This is a genomic window from Candidatus Poribacteria bacterium (genome assembly GCA_026702755.1).
Classification (GTDB): Bacteria; Poribacteria; WGA-4E; order WGA-4E; family WGA-3G; genus WGA-3G.
On the sequence record JAPPBX010000049.1, the window covers coordinates 12,573 to 36,978 of the forward strand.

Below are 24,406 nucleotides of genomic sequence, written 5' to 3' on the forward strand. Positions count from 1 at the left end.
GAGAAGTGAATGGATACCTTATCAACACACGACGACTCCCCAGAAAATCGTGTGGACAACCTGTTGAAGCTGGAAGTCGTTGAAGCGTTTGACCGGACTGCGTTTGAGCGCGATGGATATTGGGTGTGGGAAGGGATACTCACGGATGCTGCCCGCAAGCAGTGGACAGCCAGCTTACAGAAGTTACAACAGATGAACGATGCGATCCTCATGGATACGGCGTGGAGTGCTATCGACTTTGAGGCGCGGGGGTTTCCGCAGCCTGTGCCAGAACAAATTGCGCCGGCGTTTTTGGCGGGGTGCTGCGGTGGTTCAGAGCAAATGCCCGGTTTCCTCAGAACCGCTGAGTTGCGTCAATATATGCATACTCAGGGGCTGTTCGGACCGGGCAACGCGTTGGTCACATACGGATTCAAGTCACAAGGTGTCATGCCGGAGTACTTTCCTGCAGGATACGACGACTTTATAATGGATGTGACATCTGCTCATCCGCAGATGATGGCACTCTTTAGGAAACTTTTCGGAGACCGATTTATACTCGATCACTGCTTCATGCTCAATCGAGCACCGGGTTCAAAAGGGCGCCGGTGGCATGCACACCAGTATCGGGAGGGGCAGTACGAAATTGAGGACCCGATTGGGACTGGACACGCCCTTACCACTGATTTTCTACAACGGCAGTGTATTCGGACGTTGTGCTATCCAGAAGGTGCAACTATCGAGGATGGCGGCGAACTTGCGATTATCCCCGGTGCCCATCTCTATCGGATTCCGTACAAATGGAGCACGGAACGACCGGATGATGACGCTGCCATGAAAGCGGGCTGGTTGAAAGGCAAAATCCACGCCTTCACAGGGAAACCGTTGGAAATCGTACACCTCTCACTACCGCCCGGAAGCATGGTTTCGTTTGTCCATCACATGCCGCATTATGTTGGCTATCGGAAGCCAGGGATGCCGACCCGGTGGGGACTGCTTATGGCGTATCGAACACCCGACCCAGAAGCAGATCCAGCCAAATGGACAAATGGCATTCCGACCCATTGGGTGGAACAGGCCGCGGCCCGAGGAAAACTACCCGCTGCGGCACAGCGTCTATTTGAGGCAGATAATCCGCTCGATATGCACTCACAGAGTCGTAAGGAATAAGATTACCTTATTGGGAGGTCCCACCCTCAAGGTAGAAACCGGGAAATTTCGAGTCCGGTGTTTCCGTATACAAGACGTTCCATTTTACCCGCCTTTACTCCAAAAGCCCATTTTCCTTGGACCATTGGGCGTTTGGATACAAAGCCATAATGGAGATCTCTAATTTTATTGTTCAGAGTTACTGTCCGACATCTGGATCCAGTTCCTTAGCCTTTTGAAAATCCGCTTGTGCGGCTTCCTTCTGTCCAAGTGCTTCTTTCGCACGCCCGCGTTCATAGTAGTATTTTGCATACTTGGGAACCATCCAGACAAGTTTATCAAAATCACGTATGGCATCTTTAGCATCACCAAGGGCTACCTTTGCTGTTGCTCGTGTATGATAAGCATGGATGTTATCCGGGTCTCGTTGGATCGCTTTCTCACTATCAAATATCGCCTCATGATATAACTTTCTGGCTTCTGCCATATTTCCTGCAGCGGCTTCAAATTGCGCAAAGAGATACCTCCTCCGCATCAAATAGTTGTACACATGGTGCCTATCAGGATTTAGTTTTATGGCGTTCGCATAATCTTCAATTGCTGCTTTATATAAACTGCGTGCTGCCTCCGTATTCCCTTGTTCGGCTTTAGAATCACCGAATTTGAACTTCGCCAACGCTCGATCTCTGTAGGCATCGGCATCTTCAAAATTCACCTGAATGTATTTATCGTAATCGGCTATCGCGCCGTTATAGTCGCTAAGGTTAAACTTCGCAATTCCACGTGCGTAATAGGCATAAATAAAATTAGGGTTCAGCTGCAGGGCTTTATCCAAGTCAACCATTCCTTCATCATAGCTTTTCTTTGCAACTTTCGTTTTTCCCAAAACAAAATAGGCATAGGCACGGATAAGCTCCCGATTGTGCCACTGTGCTATAGGTTCTATTCGTGTAGGCTGCGAGAGTAATGCCTTGAGAACGTTTGAAGGGACAGCCTCATCTCGACCCACGTGAACTCCGATAACCTGTTTCTTACTATTTAGCAAAGGTCCCCCACTACTCCCCCCACGTGTATTAGCTGTTGTGCGAATTCGTTTATTGCTATTCTGAGCGTTGATTACACGCCCAGGCATAACCTTGTATACACCGTCTGGAAATCCCACAGCAGAAACAGGTTCACCATGTCTAACTGCATCGCTATCACCAAGCTGTAGCGGCGTGCCTTCACCGGAGATTTTTAAGATGACAAGGTCGTTTTCTACATCATACGCTGTCACGCCTTCCACCGCCCAAACTGCCTTCTTGTCAACAAGCTTCGCGAAAATAGGCCCGGGAAGGGCAACTACATGAATGTTCGTGGCAATCTTGTCGCGTGCCACGAAGAAACCGCTCCCAATGCCGCGCAAACCCACCAAGCGAACAGTTGAATCCTTTACTTTTTCAGAGACTGAGTCCACTGGTGGTATGACCAGTTTCTTGGGAACTATCTGTTGCGGTGTTGGTGCACACGAGAAAAGAAAACCCAGTGTTAGTAAAACGAATATAGACTTTCGGTCAACTTTCATAAACAGATACCTCTAAACTCAGGGGCATTTAGTTTTAATAAATTATCTGGTTGGCTGTTTTTTTTTAAATCCGGTGCGGTTAGGAAACCGCACTACAGGTGTCAATTTAAGGATTTTTCACGGTATTTTGTAGGAACGTCTCTACAAATGCTGCAGAAACACCCAAGCAAAAACCCCCTACGGAGCTTTATCTTTTTTTAATTCCCATTTCTACACAGATACCATCCCTACGGGATTGAAGAGGTTTTGAAGGCTTCAAAGTCTCTGTGTAAAGCTCGATTCGGTTGGGAAACCGAACCTACCGGGCCTGGAGGGCCAAAATTGGGTAAAAAAACGGAAAACTAAATAGTCCAGCCTCTAAACTGATGACGCACAATCACTGTTCCGTATCTGGTTTTAGTGCTTTAGCCTTTTGAAAATCTGCTTGTGCTGCTTCCTCTTGCCCAAGTGTTTCTTTCGCACGTCCGCGATCGTAGTAGACTTCAGCATAATTAGGGTTAATCCGGAGCGCCGCATCAAAGTCCTCTATCGCGCCTTCAGCGTTACCGAGGGCAGCTTTGGTAACACCCCGATTGCCGTAGGCATAAGCATTCTCTGGGTCCAATTGTATCGCCCGTGTGCAGTCTTCAACCGCCGACAGATATAACGCCCCTGCCGCTGCCATATCTCCTTGATTTGCTCTCGTTTTACCGAGACGGAACCGCGCATATCCGCGATTGATGTACGGCTCAGCATACTCTGGGTATAATCGTATTGCCTGTGTACAGTCCTCAATCGCTGACGCATATAATGCCTGCGCGCCTGCTATGTTGCCCTGATTCGCTTTAGATTCACCAAGGGTAGCCTTTGCGATCCCGCGATTGTTATACGGATCGGCAAGTTCTGAATCTAATTCGATAACTTGTGTCCAATCGTGGATCGCGCCTTGATAGTACGTTTGTCCTTTCGCCACAGCCCCTTGATTTGCTTCAAATTGAGCGAGGCGGAACTTACCACCGGCGCGATTGTGGTAGGCATAAGCATCTTCAGGGTTAAGCTTGATGGCTTGCGTGCTGTCTTCAATTCCGGCTTCATATAACTTTCGAGCTTCCTCCAGATTTCCTTGGGCGAATTCGAGATCTCCAAGCGTGAATTTTGCGAGTCCTCGATTGTAGTAAGCATCTACCTTTTCAGGATTAAGTTTGATGGCTTTATCAAAATCGGCGACTGCTTCGTTATAGTGATTCGCATTGTATTTACGTTGTCCTTGAACGGAGTAGATATAGGCACGAATATGCTTTCGCTTACGCCACCGCGTCAAAGGCTCCGCAAGCCTTGAGCGATCAATCAAAGTCCTCAGCGCGTTTGAGGGAATGGCGTAGCTGTAAGGATCTTCTACGGCAGAAACGACCGCGATGACCCGTCCCTTACTGTTTCGCACCGGACTACCGCTGCTGCCACCAGAAAGACTGATTTTCATCTGGAGCCACTTGTCGTTATTTCGGACACGATGGACGATGCCTTGCGTGCCTCTGTACTTTCCACCCGGGTAGCCTGTGGCAATCACTGCGTCCCCCACTTTAACAGCATCGCTGTTGCCAAGTAGAAACGGTATGCCTTCACCTATAACTTTTAAGACAGCGAGATCGTTTTTAACATCGAACGCCGTTACGCCCTCAACACGCCAGACCTTCTGTTTGTCAGGAGATTTTATGAAAACGGAACCGGGGTGCGCAATAACGTGAATGTTTGTCGCAATCTTGTCCGGTGCCACGAAGAAGCCGCTGGCAGCCCCAAATCTGCCCTCTACACGGACGACCGTAAAATCGATTTCTTTTTCAGGAAATTCAATAATCTGTTGGGGAGCCCGCGCGCAGGAGAACAGGAAACTCAAAAAGAGCAAACCCAGTAAAGATATTCTGTTTGCTTTCATAAATGGATACCTTATAGAAACTAAACTTTGGACAATATAGAAACTAAACTTTGGACAATTTTTCACAGGTTTTCGTATGATAGATTCCATACAGATGCCGCCCCTACGGGGCTTTGGACCCTGGGAGGAACGACTTCTATACAGATACCGCCCCTACGGGGCTGCAGCTCTTGGAAACCGATGAGATGCTTTTTCTACGAGTTAGGCTCGCCTGAAAATTCATAGAAAAATATCAATAGGTTCAAAAATTGCATCTCAAACAAACTTATGGTAAAGTGCAGCAGTATTTGACGATTACAAGAAGGCGAGGATACAATCCTCGCCAGCGAAGGAGAGGCGTTTTGTGTTTTCCAAAGTGCCCTCTTATTTTCGGGTTTTACTATAAGTATAGGTTGGGAATTTGCTATTTTTAACCCCCTAAATCCTCCAACCCCCCATATCCCCCTTATCAGGGGGTAGGCGACTTTAAGAGGAAACGCGTAGGTCTTATATAACCGATGTGCCCTCTTAGGCGCGTGGGAAGGGTGAGTGTCCGACGGATCCCGTCTACAGAGATACATTCGAGTTGATAGTAGTAGACGACACGCGGTTTTGCAATCGTATCGGTGTAGGTGTAGGTTTGCCTTTCACCGGTTGTGCCTGCGCCACGGATAACGACAGGATTGATGATCTTGAACTTACCATTCCTGGTTGTGCTTCGTTTGATGTTAAAGCCTATGTTGTTCATCTCAGTTTCGGTTGTCCAACTAATAAGGGGGTGTCCGGTGATGTCACGCTTAGGAAAGAAGCGAGAGAGTTTCACAGGCAAATCGGAGAGTTTCACGGGCAAAGTCGTACGTGCGCGATAACCCGGTGTGCCGTGATCGTTGCGGTGCCCATAGTAGGTATTGTGCCGTACCACATACTGAGAATCCTTTTTGGCGGTAAGTTCCCATCCGTCTGCCCTTGTGCCATCATACGGATGCCCTGTTGCGGTGTTACCTTCATATTCTCGGATAATAGAACTTCGTTGGTTTCCTTCAATCAGCGGAAGTTTCCATTCGGGTATTTCCCCGAGGTTACCCGCGATGTCGCTTATCAACTTGCGAGAGGTTTTCCTTCCAGAAGGTGCCTTGAGGGTGACTTTGAAGGCGGTTTGGCTCAAGAGGCGATAACCCCGTGCACCGCCGATAAGGTCTTTTAGGATGACGACACGATCCACTGGGAGGTCCCCCTTTGCGGTTCCAACGCCAGAGTTAGGTACTTGCTCCGTCACAAGCAGCAAGACTTGGTCGGCATCGAGTATCTTTGCGCCTAAAGTGAAGGTAAGCTTGGTGGCAAGTACAGACGTATCTTCCGGGTGGTTCTTAATTATAATTTTCCACCCTTCAAGGTTGACTTTCCGTCTACTTCTGTTGTGGAGTTCAATCCACTGCGGAAGCTTGCCGGAGTTGGTGGCGTACATAATTTCACTGATGGCGATACTGTTGTACTGTGCAGCTACTGGGACGGTATTATCTTCGTAGGACAATTTCAACTTTGGCGGTTTTGGTGTTTGTAGAGCGATAGCCTCTGGGATTAGAACATCCGTAATGCCTTGGATGCCAAATGTCAATATGAGTGTCATAAATATACTAAAGACAAGCCTTTGCGTCATCAAGTCCTTCATGAAAGCATACCTCTCTATATTTGCAAGTTGGAATTCAGCACGTGTCTTGTTATCTATTATAACCTACATCTGTTGTGTCGTCAAGTTTCTTGAAGTTACAAATGTGTGTAAATATTTTGTGAAAAAATAAAGATGCGGGGTAGTAGTTGAGGGATACGTTATTTTTTTTCTGAATGCACGTCGCATTTGGGCGTGTACGCCGCAAATCGCGGATGACGCGGATTTCGCGGATAAGACATCCGCATAAGAAATCATCACTTATCCATCGGGGTTGAAAACCCCTCCTACAAAAGCGTGGGAGTATAGAACAAACTTAACTTGAAAGAAATATGAATTTTTCAGAGAACAGAAGGTTAAATGTTCTCAGAGAGTTTAGAAAGGATTTTTAGTAGTGCTTATTCGACTAAAAATGGGAAAATTAAGTGTCAATACGGATGATAAAAATTTGACATCCATCCCTAAAATATGTTAAAATACTTAACATATATAGATTCTAAACAGGTTTATCAGATGTTTTATCAATTGCTTACCACATTGATATATGAAAATTGTCTCTGCACGTTCATCGGTCTTGGTGTCGTGCTGATTGGCACTTCCATGTGTCGCGCAGGGGTGGGCTTATGAGTTATAGATAAACGTTTCCGAATTACACAATATAACGCCCATCACTGAACGGCACAAAACGAGATTTCGGTGAGGGTGTTTTCTTTTTTAAACAACAACGTAGTGAAATGATGCATGCGGACCAATTATTTAAAATCCTTAAAAGAGGAGAAAAGATGCGTTACAGAGCCGTCCTTTTGATATTCGCGGTGATCGCTGCGATGAATCTAAATGCCGAAGCCATCAAAGAAATCAAACCACTGTTCACCCAAGAAACAATCGAAATCAATGGACACCTCAACGAGGAACCTTGGATAGAGACACAAGTCATCGACGACTTTACACAACAATCTCCCGATGAAGGGCAACCAACTACTGAACGCACAGAAGTTCGCATGCTGTATGACGCTGAAAAACTTTACATCGGGTTTGAGTGCTACGACTCGGAACCTGAAAAAATCGTTGCGAACGAAATGCGCCGCGATGGGAGACTCTGGCAAAATGATAACGTTTATATTATGCTTGACACCTACGGCGATAAACGACAATGCTTCTTTTTTCGGACGAATGCGCTCGGCGCGCTGTCAGACACCGCCGTCACTGATGGTGGTGAAAACCTGAATGGGAGTTGGGACTGTATCTGGGAAGCCGCTGGACGGCAACATGAAAAAGGATGGACAGTTGAAATCGCGATTCCCTTTAATCAGTTACGGTTCAAAAAAGACGATTCGATGGTTTGGGGTGTAAATTTCGGACGCAATATTGCGAGGCTTAATCAAACGACGCAGTGGATTCAGGTGCCGCGAAGTCAGAGTTGGCCCGGGACATACCATCCAATATATCAAGGCAAACTAACCGGGCTTCACGGTATTGCGTCGCCATCGTATTTTAATGTAAAACCGTATCTTCTCGGCGGTTTGGGACGGAATCCTGATGATGAAAATTGGCAGCGTACTACCGAAGGCGACATTGGATTGGACATGAAATACGGTGTTACCTCGAACCTGACACTGGATTTGACACTGAATACCGATTTTGCACAGGTAGAGGCGGACCAAGAGGAGGTTAACCTTACACGGTTTAGTCTTTATTTTCCAGAGCGGCGTGATTTTTTTCTTGAGGGTAGCGGACTGTTCGCCTTTGGCGCAGGGATCGGAGATTTCGGTCCGCCACCTTTATCGGTTTTTTATAGCCGCCGCATCGGTATCGAAGACGACAAACAGGTTCGACTTCTCGGTGGTGGTAAACTAACAGGAAAGGTCGGAGCATACAGTGTAGGCGCGCTCAATATGACGACTGCTGCCTCAGAGGAATCACCGATGACGAACTTCTCTGTGCTAAGAATGCAGCGTGATATTCTCAGCGATTCAACCGTCGGCTTTATCCTCACGAACCGACAGAGCGATTTGGGTAGCGACTATCATCGCAACGGTGGGATAGACCTGTTTTTCAGACCACACGATCAGTGGCGGATGCGTGCAATGAGCGTCGGGAGTTGGTCGCCAGATCCAGAAGAACGCGATCTCGCTTGGTATCTCTCAAATGACTGGCGCAACAAGCATTTCCGCGTCAACGCTTCTTACCTCGACATCGGTCCCCAATTTACGAGTGAAATGGGATTCATGCATCGGCGGGACATTCGGTCGCTCATGTTGAATACGAATTACGAAGTCCAAGTCAGTCGGTATGGTATACGGGATGTCGGTGCAGGTCTCTCCGGTGGTTACCTACTGGATCACGATAACACTCCTATCGGTTGGGACTTCGGGATCAGCGCGGATATGATTCGGTATTCAGACGACGGGCTGAATCTTGATTTCCGACGGTTTTTTGACCGTGTCGATGAATCTTTTAGTATCAATGATGCTGAGATTCCCGCTGGCGATTACGAGATGAATCAGGTTTCGCTAAGAGGGTTCACCGAGAGCAGCAGACCGTTTGCTGTATTCGGCCGTGTAGAGTATGGGGACTACTTTCACGGTAACCGCGTGGGGTTCAGTATTGATAGTCAGTGGCGCATAACTTATCAACTCGCCATCGAAACCCGTTATCAACGTAACTGGATTCAATTGCCCGAAATTGATTTGTTGACAACAAACGTTGTTGGCGCGAGGATTAGTTATGCGTTAAACACACGGTTCTTTACGAAACTGTACACACAGTGGAACGACAGCGCGGAACGGGCAAGCGCGAATTTTTTGCTCAATTACATCTACCGTCCCGGAAGCGATTTTTACCTCGTGTACGATCAGGGATGGGATACATCGGACGGTTTCCACGCACACGAATGGACAGTGTTGAGTAAGTTTACTTACCTGTTTAGTCTATAAGTGAGCGCATTACGTTAAACACAGATTCTCTGTTCATTTTTTACGCGGATCGGGTATAATAATAACAAGACCTACGTAAATTGAGAAAATATCGGACATTCAGACGCAAAAAATCGGTAACGTATTTAAACCCCCTAAATCCCCCAACCCCCCATATCCCCCCTTATCAGGGGGGCAGGGACTTTAAGAGGAAATGCGTAAGTCCTAAATAAGTATAAAATAGAGTGTTTCGTTTTTGGTAAGGATTTCATCAAACAACAATCAAGAAAAAGGAGTTCGACCCATGCGAAAACAACAAATTGCAGCGAGTTACCAAAACTTCCACGTCATTGCCCACAATTTGGACGAGACAGGTGACCTTAAAGCTGAATGTAAGGCACAATTGGGTGAAGGCGTTCGGCTTGCTGACTGGAATGACATCCTCGCCTATTATCGAGAAGGCGGTTCACTGGAGGATTTCATCGAGGCTCTTGAGATACCGCTTGAGTATGTTACGCCTGAAGATACGGATCCGCTACCGAATACCTACTATCGCGTTTCGATGAACGGCGAGCTGCGATGGGAGGGAGATCGCCACTATTTCTTTACGCGGCACGACCACACCAAGCGGGCAGGTTTTTTGTCCCACAACGACATTGATAATTACCACCTAACGCTGGGTTCCTGGTTCGGTAAGGGCGGTTTTGCGCTCTGCTACGGAGACCCGGATAGCACTGTGCCACCGCCAGAACCAGATACCACCGAACCGGTGCAGACATCGGGCGGCGGCTGAGGCTGAGGCTGAGGCAGCTAATGCAGTGGCGGTGCCATTGCTCGTTTTTTGCTCGGTAAGTGCGTTTATACAGCGTACCATAGGTGTCTATTTAGGGATTTTTCGCTGTATTTTATAGGCCCGTCTTTACAAATGCCGCCCCTACAGGGCTTAGATTTTTTGGTCCACACGCTGCTATAAACATTTCGTCCCTACGGGACTGAAGAGGGTTTCTGGCGTGTACAAAGTTCATGGCTAAAACCCGGCGCAGTTAGAATGCAGGTCGCATTTGGGCGTGTACGCCGCAAAACAGTGCCTACCGGATCTGAGACTACAACGGTCATTTGCTCTAAAATTGACAGTTATGGTGCGTTTACACAGCGTACCTATGAGGCATTTATATCGGACCCCAGTGAGTTAAAGCAGATGTTTGGGAAATATATAAAAACAGAGAAATCATATAACGACAATTCTTAAGTCCAAAACGACTTATTGCGCGTAATTATTTATACACCAACACAAGGGCGAGGATACAATCCTCGCGAGCGGCGGCGAGGAGTTTGTTCCCTGACGAACTGTAACATATTTTCGGATTTTACTATAAAGAACACTCAATGAAACCGAATACCCCATTTATGTCGTATTATGCAAGTGGATTTCACCTTTTTTTAAATTTACATGGGGGCATATCAGTTTTGATATTTCGCATTTAATTCGACTCTAATTGTGGGTATGAAACAAAACACACTTTCAAAATTCAAAAGGAAATTGGTAAAGATGATAGAACCAGATAACTTTGCATGCCACAATGTTCACTTGGAGACTGAACGTCTGAAACTCCGCCCTTTTAAGGATGCCGATTTTGATATTGCTGTTCCTTTCTACAGAGATCCCGAATTTCTAAACGCGATTGAGGAATCTCCGCCTGACGAACCTGTGACAAAGGAGTATCTCAAAAAAGCAGGTAAATTCATGAGGGATAGCGGATTTCTGTTTGCAATTGTAGAAAAGTCGAGTGGACGAGCTATTGGCGAGGTATGTCTGCAATGGATGAACTTGGAACGGGCGAAAATTGCTGGAGAAAAAATAATGCGTCTACCCATCGCGATTTGGGACAAGAGCTTGTGGGGCAAAGGCTACGGGAAAGAGGTCGTGCGATGCTTGATGGCGCATGCGTTTGAAAAACTGGAAATAGATCGGTTCTGTCCGGTGGACGTTCCGGTGGACAATGTCCGTTCACAAGCGTTGTGGCGGTCGCTTGGACTAAGTGTTTCACGAGAAGCGGACGGCGGGAAGATGTTGGACTATGAGATCACACGCGCAGAATATGAGAAAATTAACTGAAGTGGTGCTCGAATAGAATCCTAAATCAAAGGAGTTTCCGATGTTCAGCACACAACTCGCGCAGCGTGCGGCAGAGAACAACCCGATCCGTGTCGGGATCATCGGTGCGGGAAAATTTGGTGCAGGGCTGGTCGCGCAGCTTTCACAGATGCAAGGGATGGTAGCAAGTGCGATTGCAGACATCAATCTGGAACACGCTACAAACGCTTATACTGCCAGCAATGTCCCATCCGATGCAATCCTGCAGGCACGAAATGTGAACGCGATGAACGATGCCATCCGTAGCGGTAAACGCGCAGTTACCGAAGACGGGATGCACGTTATTCAGTCTGACCTGATTGATGTAGTTGTGGAAGCGACTGGCATTCCAGAAGTCGGTGCGCGAATGGCTTACCATACGCTCATGCATCGGAAGCATCTGGTGATGGTTAACGTTGAAACGGATGTCACCGTCGGTCCTTTCCTCAGACGCTTAGCGGACAATGCTGGTGTCGTGTATACGCTCGTCGATGGCGACCAACCCGGTGTGACGATGAATATGGTTGAGTGGGCAAAAACGCTCGGTTTTGAGATCGTTGCTGCGGGACGCGGTACGGTGTTCTATGATGATGACCGTGCCGGAATACCAGATACCGTTCCACAACGGTTCGGATTTAGTGAAGAATTGATTGAGCGACGCACGATTAACTTCAAGATGTTCAATTCGTTCCGAGATGGATCGAAGGCACAGATCGAGATGACCTCCTTGGCGAACATGGCAGGACTACCGCCGGATGTGCGCGGCATGCACGAACCCTCCGTAGACATTGCGGACATCGCGGAGGTCTTCAGCTTAAAAGAAGAAGGCGGTATTCTGAGTCGCCACGGTGTTGTTGAACTCGCAAATAGTATTACCACGGATGGCAAGACGATGCTGGACAATCCACTTCGGATGGGGGTATTCGTCGTTATTCGGACGGATCACCCATTCACCCAAGAAGACCTCGCCAGTTACAACCTGCATCCGGGGGGTAATGACAATAACTATCTTCTCTACCGTCCCTATCACCTCGTGGCTGTTGAAGCACCGATTTCAATCGCGAAAGCCGCACTCTATGGGCAACCGACAGGCACACCACTCTCGACACCCGTGGCTGACGTTATCACCGTTGCTAAACGCGACCTGAAAGCGGGAGAGGTCCTCGACGGAAGCGGAGGGTATACCGTTAACGGACTGATTGAAAAAGCGGAAATTTCACGTGCTGAAAATCTACTTCCCCTCGGTTTAGCGGACAACGCGAAATTAAAATGCGATGCTTCTCAAGGGGAAGCGATCTCTTATGATATGGTAACGTTAGATGAGGACTCTTTCGTGCTTAAACTTCGCCGCCTCCAAGACGCAACTGTTTGACAAGCGGTCCGTGAAACGTTCCGATAGGTTATGCCCACGGATGCAGCACGACTTTACCGCACTCACCGGTCGCCTGCAATTCCCACGCCTCCTGTACGTCACGCATCGGGAAGGTGTGTGTGATAAATGTGTCCAAAGTTTCAGGTGAATCTTGGATTACCTTCATTAATTTTGGATAGACACCAAGGTTGTAGTGCCAATTCCCACGTAGGACTAAGCCCTTCCGAATCATGTCTCGGCTTGCTGCGAGCGGAAATTCGCCGCCTTCCCCAACGAATGTGACTTGTCCCTTTCTGCGGGCTGCGTCTACCATCAACCGGTGCGCTGCTGATGCTCCTGAGCAGTCCACTGCCTTGTCAATCCCGACACCGTCCGTTAAATCCCGAATTTGATCGAGAATATCTTCGTTAGTCGGGTCCAAGACGACCTCTGCGCCCAACTTTCTCGCGAGTTCAGCACGATACGGATGACTCTCTACACCAATGACACGCGCACCGCGATAGTGAGCATTGATAATACCGCCAAGTCCGACGGGACCTAACCCAGTTACCATGACTGTATCCAATGAATTGACCTGCATCTGCTCCATGGCACCGAACGTCGGTCCGAGTCCACAGCATGCCATCCCAGCGTGTTCATAACTGACACCCTCTGGAATCGGACATAACATATCCTCCATTTTGTGCATATACTGTGCATAAGTTGCCGAAGCCACGTCTTCTCCGACGAGATCCCGGATACTTGGACGACTGCCTCCCATACAGTGGATGTGCTCACCAATGACACACATCTGACATTTACCACAGGTGTTCTGTGGTTGAACAACGACGCGGTCCCCTACTTTGACGCGGCCGGGTTGTGCGACTTCCACAACTTCGCCAGCGGCTTCGTGACCAAAACCTTCACCGGTGCCCCCATGTATGAACCCTTTATATTCCGTACACATCGGGACGGCATGGATTTTGACGACGGCGATATCTCCACCAGCGCGGGGATCCGGTTTTTCAACGACGCCCCCTTTTTGATCACCGAACATTGCTGCAACCTGCATAAAGCGTATAAAACCGAGACTCTCCGCATCCTCGACAAAGGTTTACGAGGCTTGCATCGCGAAGAGAAAAGGTTCTCCTCCTTCCTAAAATGTGTTAATACCATAGCATACGTGATGAAATCTATCAAGGTAAATTGATGGGAGCATTGAAGACAAAATTATAGCGTTATCCTCGCCTTAAAAGATCGGCTAAAGGCGTATACTCGCTGTTTTGAGATAATTCCGTAATAACAGCGTTTCCGCTACGCTTGAAGAACTTGTATGCCCTTCCATCAGGTGCAGAGGTGAGGATACGGTAGTTTTCCCCAACGATCTCAATCGCTGCGTTATTATCACAAGCGATTCCGATACCACCCCGTTTTGCGATCATCTGTGAGAAGGAGGCTTCTCGTTTCTCGACGTGATAATGCGGACAGTAGACTGCGTTGATGAATCCGAGTCCCCTGACACGGATATAGTCCCAGTCGGCGTTGCTGTAGAAAGAACTGGAATCGCTATGTCCGTATCTAAACCAGCAGATCGCGCCGGCACTGAGACCCGATAGAACGGTGCCGCGGGACGCAGCCTCCGCCAATACGGTATCTAATCCCAATCTTCGCCATAACTTCATCATCTTGTAGGTGTTCCCACCCCCAACATAGACGAGGTCCGAATCCAAGACCAACGTGGACATTTCATCAAACGAAGGTGGATTTTGAATGAGTTTGAGCGTGCGCGTCTGGCATCCAAGATGTTCACCGTAAACCTTTTCAAAAGTATCAATGTATCCAGGCGCGTCGCTGCTGGCGGTTGGAATGAAGAGTGCCTTCGGTCGTGTCTTACCGGTCAATTCAACAATGCGTTTGTCAATCGCAGCGGTTTCCAATTCTCTAATTTCTCCGCCACCAATTGCAACAATTTTCGGTACTGCTTTCATAAATCGTCCTTTTATTTCATTAACATTTCGGTTGTGTTGCAAACTCGATTTGCGCACGCCAAAGGCAAGAATCGTAGCACAAACTTTGAGTGTATGGTATATTTGGCGCAAACTGGAAAGTTTGTGCTACATTTATCAAACTCACATTGATTAAAAGCACTCCGCTGGAGTGGGAGAATTCATCCACGATCAAATCTGCAGTAGCATGATACATCGCGTCGGGTTCCTAAAACTTTAAGTTGACCTCACGTTAACACTAACAACTTCGAGAAAAACTATCAAGTACATTTAGAAATTTAACTACATTTTCACCAAATAATTGTGGTAAAATGAAAAGGGAAACGCATAAAAGTGTCCCTAACGTCTTAAGGAGGAACGTGATGGCATCTGAACAGACAGGTTTGACACCTGCGCAAAAAACGTCCTACGAGGAAAACGGGTATCTCATCCTTGAAAGTGTCCTTGCGCCCGAAGAGTGCGAGACCTTCGTTGAACATATAGAAGACCTTCACGCGGGACGTAAGCACCTTGAAGGTTTTTTTCAACAGGATAAATACGGCGCAAGGACCTTCAATCAGCATCTCTACGACCCGCGCGTATTGGATTTACTTATTGACTCCCGCTTGCATAAACCGCTATCGGACTGTTTTGGCGGCGAACCGGAAGGGGTTCAATCGATGCATTTTTTTGAAGGGTCCGAGCATCCGTTGCATCAAGATCAGTACTATCTACCGGATTGTATGTCAGCATGGATTGCGATGGTTCGTGTCGATGAAGACAACGGACCGCTGATAGTCCAGCCCGGTTCACACAGAGGCAGGTTGATTACAAAGAGCGATGTGCCTATGACATTGCAACCGGGAGAGACGTACGAGCTGCAGCAGCATAATCGTTATTTTCCCGCGGTCAAACAAGTCTTTCGCGAAAATGGTAAAGACGCAGTCGAGGTCATGGTAAATCCGGGAGATGTGGTTCTGTTTGACGGGAAACTGATTCATGGTGGTGCGAAAGTTTTAAAACCCGGCACGCGTAGGCACGCATTGGCATGCCACTATATCCCTTATGCCTCGGAAAACTGGGAACGGGATTGGCCTCGCATTTCATTTGACGGCAGTCGGCGGATTCATTATCAGTAAAGTCGGAGTCGCAATTTAAAAAAAGAAATTGAGAATTGACATTCCACAACTTGTGTGCTATCTTTAATGACTAACGCCTTGGCAATTGGCAACGCTTGAATGTCTCCAAACGGAAAAAGACAACGAAATGAAATAAGGAGAAGAGATAATGCGATATCTACTGACATTTTGGATCTGTTTAACCCTAATAAGTGGTTATTGCCTATCAGTTTCTGCGCAGGAAGCAGCACAACCCGCGGCACAAGCAGCACCCGCAAAAAAGAAAAAAGAGTTTGAAGATTTTTCAAAAATTACTGAAGACAGCAAAAGCTACCAAGGTTTTTTCAAACTATACGAAAAAAAAGAGAATCTCTATTGTGAAATACAACCCTCACAATTAGACAAACCTTTTCTGTGCATGATTAGTCTTTCACGCGGTTTAGCGCGAGGTCGCCTTATTTCTGGAATGACGATGGAAGAGTGGCTGCTCGTCTGGCGGCGTGTCGGCGACAAGGTGCACCTCGTGCGAAAAAACGTACGTTTCCGCGCTGATAAAGGGACACCGACCGCACAATCCGTTGACTACAGCTACAGCGATTCTGTGCTCTTCTCTCTCAAGATTGAAAGTATACACCCACAACGAGGCAGTCTATTGGTGAATATTTCGCCTGTCTTTATGTCTGACCTACCACCGTTAGCAGGTAGTATTGGCGGAGGTGCCCGTTTTGACAAAACGCGTAGCACTTGGGGAAAAATCAAAGCATTCCCGAAGAACGTTGAATTGAGAGTTGAAGCGGTATACGCATCGAACAGCTATATAACAACGGTTCCTGACAGTCGCGGTATCCAGTTGACGTTGCACTATAGTCTCGCTGAACTTCCATCAAACAACTACCGCCCGCGGCTTGCTGATGACCGGGTCGGACATTTCATGACAACCGTCAAGGACTACTCGCTTCAAACCAGCGATGCGCCGTATATTCGTTACGTCAATAGATGGCATTTAGAGAAAGCGGACAAAAAGGCGAAACTTTCGCCACCAATGGATCCAATCATTTTCTATATTGAGAAAACAGTACCACATCGTTTCCGTCCGTACATTCGTCAAGGGATCCTGGAATGGAACAAGGCGTTTGAAAAAGCAGGATTTGTTGACGCAATAGAAGCACGGATCCAACAAGATTATGAGGATTGGGACCCGGAAGACGCACGGTATAACACGATTCGTTGGGTTGTTGATGCGGGTTTCGCTATTGGTCCGTCCCGCGTGAATCCATTGACGGGTCAGATATTGGATGCCGATATCCTTATCAGCGACGGCTTCATCAGATCCTGGCAGCGGGAGTATTCGACGTACTTTGATGAACTCGATCATGAACGGGACCACCCGATGGATCACTCCTCACGGTTCCATTGTCAGATGGCATCCGGATTGGCACGCCAGATGGGGTTCATGGCGAGCGTTCTGCAGGCGCGGGGTGTGGTCGGTGAAGACGGCGAATTGCCGGAAGCGTTTATCGGTCAGGCACTTAAAGCACTGACGATGCACGAAGTTGGACATACGTTGGGGTTGCGTCACAACTTTAAAGCGAGTACGATACATTCGCTTGATGACTTGAACAAGAAAAGCGATGAAGCACTCCTCGGCTCCGTAATGGAATACGACGCTGTGAACATTGCCCCTGAAGGTAAAAAACAGGGCGATTACTATACAACAACAATTGGGCCCTGGGACTACTGGGTGATCGAGTATGCCTATAAATCGATCAATGCGAGTAACCCTGAAGGTGAACTAAAGGAGTTGGGCAAGATCGCTTCCCGTGTCGCAACACCAGGACTGACGTACGGCACAGACGGCGATGCGTCCTCATATCAATATAGGGATTTGGACCCGCTGGTTAATCGGTGGGACCTCGGTTCGGATCCGCTCGATTTTGCCAAACAACGTCGCGAGATTGTCGTTGAACTCTGGGACAAGATTGCTGACAAAGTTGCAAAAGAAGGGATGGGTTATCAGCGTGTCAGGCGTGCCTTCGGGTCCCTGCTTGGTGAACACGGTTATTCCATGTACCTTGCAAGCCGTTATATCGGCGGGCAGTATCACCATCGCGATCATCGTGGCGATGAGAATGGACGTTTACCCTTCGTGCCTGTTCCGGCGGCGAAACAACGCGAGGCACTTGAGTTCCTCAAAGAACATGCGCTCTCGGACAAAGCCTTCGATTTTCCTCCTGATTTACTCAACAGTCTCGCTGTCACACGTTGGAGCGACTGGGGCTCCGGGACCGGGGGGTCTACACGTTTGGATTATCCGGTGCATACTGTCATCCTACGCAATCAGACCCGCATTTTGGGACGCTTGCTCTATCCGAATGTGCTTGCCCGCGTTCAGGACACAGAGTTGAAGTTTCCTGAGGGTGAAGACGCGTTTACACTACCAGAACTCTTCTCAGGTATTACGGATGCGGTTTGGACAGAACTGGATCGGAATGTCGGAGAAAAGCAGTGGTCGAATACGGATGCATTCATCTCCAGTTTCCGGCGCGCGTTGCAACGTGAACACTTGAAGCAACTCATCAAATTGATACTGGATGCGGATAGTGGAACGCCTGAGGATGCAAGGTCGCTTGCTCGACATCATCTCGGACAAATCAATACTCGGATACAAGGCGTGCTTCAGAATGCCCAAGGGAGACTTGACGACTATAGCTTGGCACACCTCCAAGAATCGCAAGTCCGAGTCGCGAAGGCGTTGGATGCCAGTTTCCAAGTCCAGAAGCGTTAAGTGCTTGTACGTTTCGGTCAGGATTTTCATAAAACCCAACTACTTTCTGGCGGGGTTGATGAAGATTAAGAATTTAATTTGGTAATGTAGGGGCAGGCACAAGACCTGCCCCTACAATCATTTTCCTCAAGGATATTACCGAAATATTTATTTAAACTTCATCAAACCCCGCCAACCTCAGTAAGTTTTCGCTTGTCAGCTGCACCCAAAATCAGGAGAAAAAATAGTGCGACCTCTATTCACTTTTTGGATCTGTTTAACGCTAATATGTAGTTATTGCCTTTCGGTAGCTGCTCAGGAAGCAGCACAACCCGCAAAACCCGCAACACAGGAAACACCTAAAAAAACAAAAAAAGAGTTCCAAGATTTCGCAAAGGTAACTGAAGACAGCAAAAGCTACCAAGGCTTTTTCAAACTCTACCAGAAGAAAGAGAACCTCTATTGCGAGATACAACCCGCACAACTGAACCAGCCTTTTTTATTTTTGATTACGATTTCAGGCGGTATGGGGAACAACTTCCTCGCCGCAGGGGAGATCTGGGATCAGTGGCTGCTTGCTTGGCGACGTGTCGGCGACAATGTGCATCTCGTGCGAAAAAACACCCGTTTCCGCGCTGATAAAGGGACACCGACCGCACAAGCCGTTGCGTATGGTTATAGTGACTCTGTGCTATTTTCTCTCAAGATTGAAAGTATCCATGCACAACGGAAAAGCCTTTTGGTAAACATTTCACCCGTTTTCATCTCCGATCTACCCCCCTTGGCACGCTATATTGGTGGTGCTTTCGACAAAACGCGTAGCACTTGGGGAAAAATCAAGGCGTTCCCAAAGAATGTCGAGTTGAAAGTCAAAGCCGTCTACACATCAACACGCTACATAGAGGCTGTCCCCGATAGTCGTGGGATTCAGTTGACGCTGCATTACAGCCTCGCGAAACTCCCAGAAAACAACTATCGTCCTCGGTTGGCTGACGACCGGCTTGGGCACTTTATGACAGCGATCAAAGACTATTCACTTCAAACCAGTGATGCCCCCTTCACCCGCTATGTCCAGCGATGGCATCTGGAGAAGGCAGACAAAAAAGCGAAACTTTCACCGCCGAAAAAACCGATTATCTTTTACATCGAGAAAACGGTGCCACACCGCTACCGTCCCTACATCCGACAAGGGATTCTCGAATGGAACAAGGCGTTTGAAAAGGCAGGCTTTGTCGATGCAATTGAGGCACGCATTCAACAAGATTATGAAGATTGGGATCCCGAAGACGCACGCTATAATACGATCCGTTGGATTGTCGGTGCAACTTTTGGGTATGGTCCATCCCGCGTGAATCCACTCACAGGCGAGATCTTGGATGCCGATATCCTTTTGGGTGACGGTTGGATCAGATACTGGCAGCAAGATCACAGAACCTTCTTTGATAAACTGGCGTATGAACGCGATCATCCGATGGATCACACTTCACACTTTCGGTGTCAGATGTCATCCGGCTTGGCACATCAGATGAACCTCATGGCGAGTGTGTTGCAGGCGCGTGGTTTGACAGATGAAGGCGGTGAACCATCAGAAGTTTATGTCGGGGAAGCAATGAAATTATTGGTGATGCATGAAGTAGGACATACGTTAGGGTTACGTCACAACTTTAAAGCGAGTACAATACTCTCCCTTGAAGAACTGAACACGAAAAAAGACGAACCCCTCTACGGTTCCGTCATGGAATACGAAGCCGTGAATATCGCTCCCGAAGGCGAAAAGCAAGGACATTTCTTTTCACCGACAGTCGGTCCTTGGGATGACTGGGTGATCGAGTATGCCTATAAACCGATCGACGCAAGCAAACCTGAAGATGAATTGGAAGCGTTGGGTAAAATCGCTTCCCGTGTCGCAGCACCGGAACTCACTTACGGCACAGATGAAGATGTTTACGGCTATCAATACCGTAATCTGGATCCGCTGGTAAATCTTTGGGATCTGGGTGCCGACCCATTTGAGTTCGCCAAACAACGGCGCGAGATCATCGTTAAACTTTGGGAGAAAATTGCGGACAAGGTTATAAAAGAGGGGATGGGCTATCAACGTGTCCGGCGAGCCTTCGAGACCCTACTCTATGAACATGAGAGTGCGATGTATCTCGCAAGTCGCTATATCGGCGGGCAGTATCACCATCGCGATCACCGCGGCGATGAAAATGGACGTTTACCCTTCGTGCCAGTTCCGGCGGCGAAACAACGCGAAGCACTCCAATTCCTGAAAGAATACGCCCTTTCCGACAGTGCCTTCGATTTTCCACCCGATCTACTTAACAGCCTCGCTGTCACGCGTTGGAGCGATTGGGGATCAAGTAGCGGTGGTTCCACACGTTTGGACTACCCCGTGCATCAGGTCATCCTATGGAATCAAACCTTTATCTTGGAACGGCTGCTTTATCCGAATGTTCTCGCGCGGATTCAGGACACAGAATTGAAGTTTCCCAAAGGTGAAGATGTGTTCACACTGCCTGAACTCTTTTCAGGTATCACGGACGCGGTCTGGGTAGAACTCGATCGGAATGTCGGCGAAAAGCAGTGGTCGAATACCGATGCTTTCATTTCCAGTTTCCGGCGCGGGCTGCAGCGGGAACACCTCAAGCAGCTTATCAAACTGGTGTTGGATGCCGACAGTGGCACCCCCGAAGATGCGCGATCCCTCGCACGCCTACATCTCGAAGAAATCAACACGCAGATACAAGGTGTGCTTCAGAATGCCCAAGGGAGACTCGATGATTATAGTCTGGCGCACCTCAAAGAGTCGCAAGTTCGCGTCGCGAAGGCGTTGGATGCAAGTTTTCAAGTTCAGAAACGTTAGACCGAATTTACAACGTGAAAGTAAATAATGTAAAATAAGGAGAAAATTCAATGCAACGCCAATTGACTTTTTGGCTCTGTTTAATTCTAATCAGCAGTTGTTACCTGCCGATATTCGCACAACAAGCAGCACAACCCGCAACACAAGAAGCACCCACGAAACCAAAAAAAGAGTTCCCAGACTTCTCGAAAGTTATCGAGGATAGCAAAAGCTACCAAGGTTTTTTCAAACTATACCAGAAAAAAGAGAATCTTTATTGTGAGATACAACCCGCACAATTGAACCAACCCTTTCTATGCATGATTAGTCTTGCGCGCGGCTTAGGGAGAGGATCCCTTATCTCTGGGATGACGATGGATGAGTGGCTGCTGGTCTGGCGACGCGTTGGCGACAACGTGCATCTCATGCGAAAAAATGTGCGTTTCCGCGCTGATAAAGGGACACCGACCGCACAGGCGGTTGACTACGGTTATAGTGACTCTGTGCTGTTCTCTCTTAAGATTGAAAGTATCCATCCACAACGGAAAAGCCTTTTGGTAAATATCTCACCTGTTTTTGTATCCGATCTACCGCCTTTGGCACGTAGGATCGCCCCAGATGCGCGCTTCGACAGAACGCGCAGCACTTGGGGAAAAATCAAGACATTCCCAAAGAATGTGGAGTTGAAAGTTAACGCGGCGTACACCTCGTCAAGTTATATAGAAACTGTGCCCGACAGTCGTGGGATTCAATTGACGCTGCACTATAGCCTCGCGAAACTTCCATCGAACAACTACCGTCCTCGGTTGGCTGACGACCGGCTTGGACACTTTATGACAACAATCAAAGATTACTCGCTTCAAACCAGCGATGCGCCGTATATCCGTTACGTCAATCGATGGCATCTGGAGAAAGCAGACAAAAAGGCGAAACTCTCACCTCCGATGGATCCGATCATTTTCTACATTGAGAAAACGGTGCCGCACCGGTTTCGTCCGTACATTCGCCAAGGGATCCTGGAATGGAACAAGGCATTTGAAAAGGCAGGCTTTGTCGATGCAATTGAGGCACGTATTCAACAAGATTACGAGGATTGGGACCCCGAAGATGCCCGCTATAACACGATCCGCTGGGTTGTTGACGCAGGCTTCGCGATTGGTCCGTCCCGCGTGAACCCGTTGACAGGACAGATATTGGATGCCGATATTCTTATCAGCGACGTTTTTATCAGAAGTTGGCAGCGACAGTATAAAACATACTTTGATGAGTTAGCACACGAGCGCGATCATCCGATGGATCACACCTCACACTTTCAGTGTCAACTGGCATCTGGATTGACACGTCAGATGGGGTTCATGGCGAGCGTCTTGCAGGCACGCGGTCTGACGGGCGAAGACGGTGAATTACCAGAAAAATTTATCGGCGAGGCACTGAAAACACTGACGATGCATGAGGTCGGTCACACATTGGGATTACGTCACAATTTTAAATCGAGTACGATATACTCTCTTGACGATCTGAACGACAAAACAGACGAGGCAACCGTCGGTTCCGTCATGGATTACTGGGGCGTGAATGTTGCTCCCGAAGGTAAAGAACAGGGACATTACTATACGCCGACGGTTGGTCCTTGGGATTATTGGGTCGTCGAGTATGCCTATAAACCGATTGCTGCAAGTAACCCTGAAGGTGAATTGGAGGCATTGGGTAAAATCGCCTCCCGTGTCGCAACACCGGAACTTACCTACGGAACAGATGGCGATGTTTACAGCTATCAATACCGTAATCTGGATCCGCTGGTAAATGTTTGGGATCTGGGTGCCGACCCGCTTGAGTTTGCCAAACAACGGCGAGAAATTGTCGTTAACCTTTGGGACAAAATTGCGGATAAGGTCACAAAAGAGGGGATGGGCTATCAACGGGTCCGACAGGCATTTGGGAGATTGCTTGGTGAACATGCGAATGCGATGTACTTTGCAAGCCGATATATCGGTGGGCAGTATCACCATCGCGATCATCGCGGTGATGAAAATGGACGTTTACCTTTTGTGCCGGTTCTCGCAGCGAAACAACGCGAAGCACTCCAATTCCTCAAAGAACACGCCCTCTCGGACAAAGCCTTCGATTTCTCGGCTGACCTACTCAACAGTCTCGCTGTCACGCGTTGGAGTGATTGGGGATCAAGTAGTGGGAGTTCTACGCGTTTGGATTATCCCGTGCATCAGATCATTCTGAACAATCAAACCTTTATCTTGGGACGACTGCTTTATCCGAATGTTCTGGCGCGGATTCAGGACACAGAGTTGAAGTTTCCTAAGGGTGAAGATGTGTTCACACTGCCAGAACTCTTTTCAGGTATCACGGACGCTGTCTGGGTAGAACTTGATCGGAATGTCGGCGAAAAGCAGTGGTCGAATACCGATGCTTTCATTTCCAGTTTCCGGCGCGGTTTGCAGCGGGAACACCTCAAGCAGCTTATCAAACTGGTGTTGGAGGCTGATAGTGGCACCCCGGAGGATGCAAGGTCGCTCGCACGCCTACATCTCGAAGAAATCAACACGCAGATACAAGGCGTACTTCAGAATGCGCAAGGGAGACTTGACGATTATAGTTTAGCACACCTCGAAGAATCGCAGGTCCGAGTCGCAAAGGCTCTGGATGCGAGTTTCCAAGTTCAGAAACGGTGAATGCTCGGACGTTTCGGTCAGTAATTGCGGGCAGGCACAAGACCTGCCCCTACAATGTTTTTTACGGGTAACATTACTGAAGTATTTATTTAAACTTCATCAAACCGCACTATAGGTATCAATTTAGGGGTTTTCGAGGTATTTTGTAACAGCCTTTCTACAGTTTTTCTACAAAGATACTGAAGAAATACCCAAGCAAATAAACCCTACGGGATTCAAGAGGGTTTTGGAATCTTCAAGGGTTCTGTGTAAAATCCGATGCGGTTAGAAACTGCACCTACCGGGCTTGCGGGGAATTGGGATTACCGATTTAAATAATTAAACTTCATACAGTTTGTGGTACAAAAACACCGCCCAT

General features: G+C 48.0%; 14 protein-coding genes. 9 read left to right on the forward strand and 5 right to left on the reverse strand.

Going from position 1 to position 24,406, the window contains the following annotated elements:
- Positions 1 to 9 precede the first annotated feature (9 nt).
- Complete coding sequence (locus OXH39_09155) at positions 10 to 1,149, forward strand: hypothetical protein (protein ID MCY3550615.1); 1,140 nt, start codon at positions 10 to 12, stop codon at positions 1,147 to 1,149.
- 178 nt (positions 1,150 to 1,327) lie between these two features.
- Here the strand turns inward: OXH39_09155 and OXH39_09160 are convergent, their stop codons facing one another.
- The 3 genes from OXH39_09160 to OXH39_09170 form a co-directional block, all read right to left on the reverse strand.
- Positions 1,328 to 2,692: a trypsin-like peptidase domain-containing protein gene (locus tag OXH39_09160; protein MCY3550616.1), complete on the reverse strand. Its 1,365-nt coding sequence runs from the start codon at positions 2,690 to 2,692 to the stop codon at positions 1,328 to 1,330.
- Positions 2,693 to 3,068: 376 nt separating this feature from the next.
- Positions 3,069 to 4,604, reverse strand: coding sequence for a tetratricopeptide repeat protein (locus OXH39_09165; GenBank protein MCY3550617.1), 1,536 nt, complete (start codon positions 4,602 to 4,604; stop codon positions 3,069 to 3,071).
- Positions 4,605 to 5,052: 448 nt separating this feature from the next.
- Positions 5,053 to 6,252: a lamin tail domain-containing protein gene (locus OXH39_09170; protein ID MCY3550618.1), complete on the reverse strand. Its 1,200-nt coding sequence runs from the start codon at positions 6,250 to 6,252 to the stop codon at positions 5,053 to 5,055.
- Positions 6,253 to 7,031: 779 nt separating this feature from the next.
- On the opposite strand from OXH39_09170, the gene OXH39_09175 reads away from it, so the two are divergent.
- From OXH39_09175 to OXH39_09190, 4 genes are all read left to right on the forward strand, one after another.
- A complete protein-coding gene (locus tag OXH39_09175) occupies positions 7,032 to 9,185 on the forward strand; it encodes a DUF5916 domain-containing protein (protein MCY3550619.1) in 2,154 nt (717 codons plus the stop codon).
- 283 nt (positions 9,186 to 9,468) lie between these two features.
- Entirely contained in the window at positions 9,469 to 9,957 is a 489-nt protein-coding gene (locus OXH39_09180) for a hypothetical protein (protein ID MCY3550620.1), read from the forward strand.
- A 756-nt stretch (positions 9,958 to 10,713) separates the two neighbouring features.
- Positions 10,714 to 11,280, forward strand: a complete 567-nt coding sequence (locus OXH39_09185) for a GNAT family N-acetyltransferase (protein MCY3550621.1) — start codon at positions 10,714 to 10,716, stop codon at positions 11,278 to 11,280.
- Positions 11,281 to 11,320: 40 nt separating this feature from the next.
- Positions 11,321 to 12,670 carry an NAD(P)-dependent oxidoreductase gene (locus OXH39_09190; protein MCY3550622.1) on the forward strand — a complete coding sequence of 450 codons (1,350 nt, stop codon included), beginning with the start codon at positions 11,321 to 11,323 and terminating at the stop codon, positions 12,668 to 12,670.
- A 28-nt stretch (positions 12,671 to 12,698) separates the two neighbouring features.
- On the opposite strand, the gene OXH39_09195 is transcribed toward OXH39_09190, so the two are convergent.
- Positions 12,699 to 13,706 (reverse strand): zinc-binding dehydrogenase, encoded by a 1,008-nt coding sequence (locus OXH39_09195; GenBank protein ID MCY3550623.1) that lies wholly within the window; start codon positions 13,704 to 13,706, stop codon positions 12,699 to 12,701.
- Between the two features lie 181 nt (positions 13,707 to 13,887).
- Positions 13,888 to 14,637: a peptidase E gene (locus OXH39_09200; protein MCY3550624.1), complete on the reverse strand. Its 750-nt coding sequence runs from the start codon at positions 14,635 to 14,637 to the stop codon at positions 13,888 to 13,890.
- Positions 14,638 to 15,017: 380 nt separating this feature from the next.
- On the opposite strand from OXH39_09200, the gene OXH39_09205 reads away from it, so the two are divergent.
- From OXH39_09205 to OXH39_09220, 4 genes are all read left to right on the forward strand, one after another.
- A complete protein-coding gene (locus tag OXH39_09205) occupies positions 15,018 to 15,773 on the forward strand; it encodes a phytanoyl-CoA dioxygenase family protein (protein ID MCY3550625.1) in 756 nt (251 codons plus the stop codon).
- A gap of 148 nt (positions 15,774 to 15,921) precedes the next feature.
- The gene (locus tag OXH39_09210; GenBank protein MCY3550626.1) at positions 15,922 to 18,537 is read left to right on the forward strand and encodes a zinc-dependent metalloprotease; all 2,616 of its coding nucleotides are present in this window, start codon (positions 15,922 to 15,924) and stop codon (positions 18,535 to 18,537) included.
- Positions 18,538 to 18,763: 226 nt separating this feature from the next.
- Positions 18,764 to 21,382, forward strand: a complete 2,619-nt coding sequence (locus tag OXH39_09215) for a zinc-dependent metalloprotease (protein MCY3550627.1) — start codon at positions 18,764 to 18,766, stop codon at positions 21,380 to 21,382.
- Between the two features lie 50 nt (positions 21,383 to 21,432).
- Entirely contained in the window at positions 21,433 to 24,048 is a 2,616-nt protein-coding gene (locus OXH39_09220; protein ID MCY3550628.1) for a zinc-dependent metalloprotease, read from the forward strand.
- The last annotated feature ends 358 nt before the right edge of the window (positions 24,049 to 24,406 follow it).

Excerpts from the sequence above, each read along its gene's own strand:
- OXH39_09175 (MCY3550619.1), top strand. The coding sequence starts at position 7,032 with ATGCGTTACAGAGCCGTCCTTTTGATATTCGCGGTGATCGCTGCGATG.
- OXH39_09170 (MCY3550618.1), bottom strand. The coding sequence starts at position 6,252 with ATGAAGGACTTGATGACGCAAAGGCTTGTCTTTAGTATATTTATGACA.
- OXH39_09180 (MCY3550620.1), top strand. The coding sequence starts at position 9,469 with ATGCGAAAACAACAAATTGCAGCGAGTTACCAAAACTTCCACGTCATT.
- OXH39_09160 (MCY3550616.1), bottom strand. The coding sequence starts at position 2,692 with ATGAAAGTTGACCGAAAGTCTATATTCGTTTTACTAACACTGGGTTTT.
- OXH39_09190 (MCY3550622.1), top strand. The coding sequence starts at position 11,321 with ATGTTCAGCACACAACTCGCGCAGCGTGCGGCAGAGAACAACCCGATC.
- OXH39_09165 (MCY3550617.1), bottom strand. The coding sequence starts at position 4,604 with ATGAAAGCAAACAGAATATCTTTACTGGGTTTGCTCTTTTTGAGTTTC.
- OXH39_09220 (MCY3550628.1), top strand. The coding sequence starts at position 21,433 with ATGCAACGCCAATTGACTTTTTGGCTCTGTTTAATTCTAATCAGCAGT.
- OXH39_09195 (MCY3550623.1), bottom strand. The coding sequence starts at position 13,706 with ATGTTCGGTGATCAAAAAGGGGGCGTCGTTGAAAAACCGGATCCCCGC.
- OXH39_09200 (MCY3550624.1), bottom strand. The coding sequence starts at position 14,637 with ATGAAAGCAGTACCGAAAATTGTTGCAATTGGTGGCGGAGAAATTAGA.
- OXH39_09205 (MCY3550625.1), top strand. The coding sequence starts at position 15,018 with ATGGCATCTGAACAGACAGGTTTGACACCTGCGCAAAAAACGTCCTAC.
- OXH39_09210 (MCY3550626.1), top strand. The coding sequence starts at position 15,922 with ATGCGATATCTACTGACATTTTGGATCTGTTTAACCCTAATAAGTGGT.
- OXH39_09155 (MCY3550615.1), top strand. The coding sequence starts at position 10 with ATGGATACCTTATCAACACACGACGACTCCCCAGAAAATCGTGTGGAC.
- OXH39_09185 (MCY3550621.1), top strand. The coding sequence starts at position 10,714 with ATGATAGAACCAGATAACTTTGCATGCCACAATGTTCACTTGGAGACT.